Here is a 2,334-nt window from a genome sequence, read left to right as displayed (position 1 = left end):
GTTCTTGTTGAAAACGAGTTGCGTCCGGTTGCCCTTTGCATCCAAGCCTTCGACGATGTTCCCGTTCCCGTCGAGCACGCGCGTCGTGACGTTCCCTTGGGCGTCGATCTCCTGCGTCTGCCGCCCGTTCTTGTCGTACCGACGTTCCGTCCTGTTGCCGTTCGCGTCCGTTTCAAAAGCCAGATTGCCGTTCGGCTCGTATTCCAGCGTCTGGATGATCCTGCCGGAGAGCGCCACGCTCACGATCCTGCCGCTTGCGTCCTTCGCGTATGACCGCGTCTTCCCGCTCGGGTCGGTGAACGAGATGACGTTCCCCCACTGGTCGTGCGAAAGCACCGTCTGGTTCCCGAACGTGTCCGCCGTCGAGAGAAGCGCACCGCTCGTGTTATCGTACACCATCGTCTCGGTCTGTCCGCCAGGCTTCCGAATCTCCGTCACCTGCCCGAACGAGTCGTTTACGTAGATGGTGGTGTTGCCGTCGGGGTCGATTTCCGAGGTCACGTTTCCAGCCGCATCAAAGGTCCACGCCCTGACCTTGCCCTCGGCGTCGGTCGTGGACGTGCGCCGGTTCAAAACGGGGTCATACGTGTGCTCGGTCCGATTCCCGAGCGCATCGACTTCAGCCGTGAGATTTCCCCTTTGGTCCCATTCCATGAGACTTCGGCTGCCCCTCGCGTCGGTGACGGCGGTGATGTTCACGTTGGCGTCGCGGGTGTACTCGACCAAGTTGCCCTCTCCATCGACGTATTGCGTCTTTGCACCGTTGGAATCGTACCCATACTGAGAGGTATTGCCGTTGGCGTCGGTGTACTTCGTCCGGTGCGTCAGATAGTCGTACTCCGCCGAGCGCACAAACCCCTCGCGATCCACCGTCCTGCTCCATCGGCCATTGGCATCGTAAAAGATGGATGCCGAGTTCCCGTTCTTGTCGGTCTTTTCCACAATCCGGTGGCCGGCGTCATAGACGTACCGTTCGGTGCGCCAAAGGAGATCGGTCGCCCCGATCATGTCGCCACCCGCATACTCGAAGCCAAGACTCCGCCCGTAAAGGTCCGTCACGCCGGTGATGTGGCCGTTTTGGACGGTGAAAGACAGGACAACCCGCCCGCCGGCGTCCGTCACTGTCGAGGGAAAGCCGTCGGAATACTGGACTGTGACGGTGTTTCCGTTCAAATCGTGAATCGAGAGCAGCTTTCCGCCGGTGTCGAATTCTTTCCTCTTTCCCTCGCGGTCGGTCAGGGTGAAGCCGCCAGCGTGCTTGACCAGCACATCGTAAACGCCGGGCGGGTTGTCGTAGTCGCTCGTGCCGCCGGGGACAAAAACATCCTCGGCCCCGTTTTCTCGAAAAACGGTGACGACTCCGTCCGCGGCCTCGAAGATGCGGATGCCGTAGGTCCACGCCCAGCCGACGCCCAGCCCGACGTCGCGGTTGATGACGCTGTTGTAGGCCCGCGTGAATTGGACTGGGATTCCTCTTGCCGCAATGAACGTCTCCGTTTCATCGAAGTTGAGGTTCCCGTTGGACAGGTTGACCTTCGACGCCCCCGCGTTCTCGCAGCAACTCGGACAGGTGCAGGGGGCGTTTCCGGTCGGGCGGCCTTGGTTCCCCGACCCGCTGCCGCCGCTTTGGGTCACGGGCGACGAGGCGCCGGTACCCCCACTGATGATGTACTGGCCGCCGCCGATGTAGCCGCTGCCGCGCCAGCCGCCTATTGTGATGGGGTACCTCGGGACGTAGACCCTCGCACCCTCGTTCACGAGGTCCTCAATGGCGTCCAGGAAACTTTCTTCGTGCTGGTGGAGATACAAAAACCTCGTCTCCTCCCAGTTGGCCGAGTTCACGAGGAATATCTCCCACCCCTGCGCCGCGCTCGCGTGCATGATCTTCACCGCGCTCACGCCTTCCTCGTTCACCACCGGAGGCATAACACGGTGCTCAAACACGCTGCTGTCCATCTCGATAAGATCGAGCGCCAGCCTTGCATCCCGCGTGCTCCCCGAGTAGAAGCTCGGCGCGACCATGTTTCTGACAATATCGACCATCCACGGCCCCGCGCCCACCCCCACCGGCTCTCCGACCCATCCCCGGAGCACGCTCAAGCTCTTCATCGCAAAAGAGTCCACGGTGAGCGCGGGGAACACCGCCCCGAGGTACCGCTCGACCATCTGTTGGTCCTTGAAGACCATGTCGTAATAGGCCAGCGCCATCTGGTAGGCGGTCAAACGCTGCACGGTCGCGCTCCGCTCCGCTTCGGGCGACCCTACGGCCTCGCGCGCGGCTGATAGCTGACGGCGCACGTCTGTCAGCAGTTTCCGAGGCACCTTGCCGGAGAG

At 61.9% G+C, this 2,334-nt stretch carries 1 protein-coding gene; it reads right to left on the bottom strand.

Going from position 1 to position 2,334, the window contains the following annotated elements:
• A partial coding sequence (locus tag HY962_14985; protein MBI5648234.1) for an RHS repeat protein occupies nucleotides 1-2,232 on the bottom strand: 2,232 nt, incomplete at its 3' end.
• Nucleotides 2,233-2,334 lie beyond the last annotated feature (102 nt).

This window comes from Ignavibacteriota bacterium (genome assembly GCA_016218045.1).
In the GTDB taxonomy this organism is placed as follows: domain Bacteria; phylum Bacteroidota; class Ignavibacteria; order SZUA-365; family SZUA-365; genus JACRFB01.
This window is presented reverse-complemented; position numbering and strand designations above follow the sequence as displayed.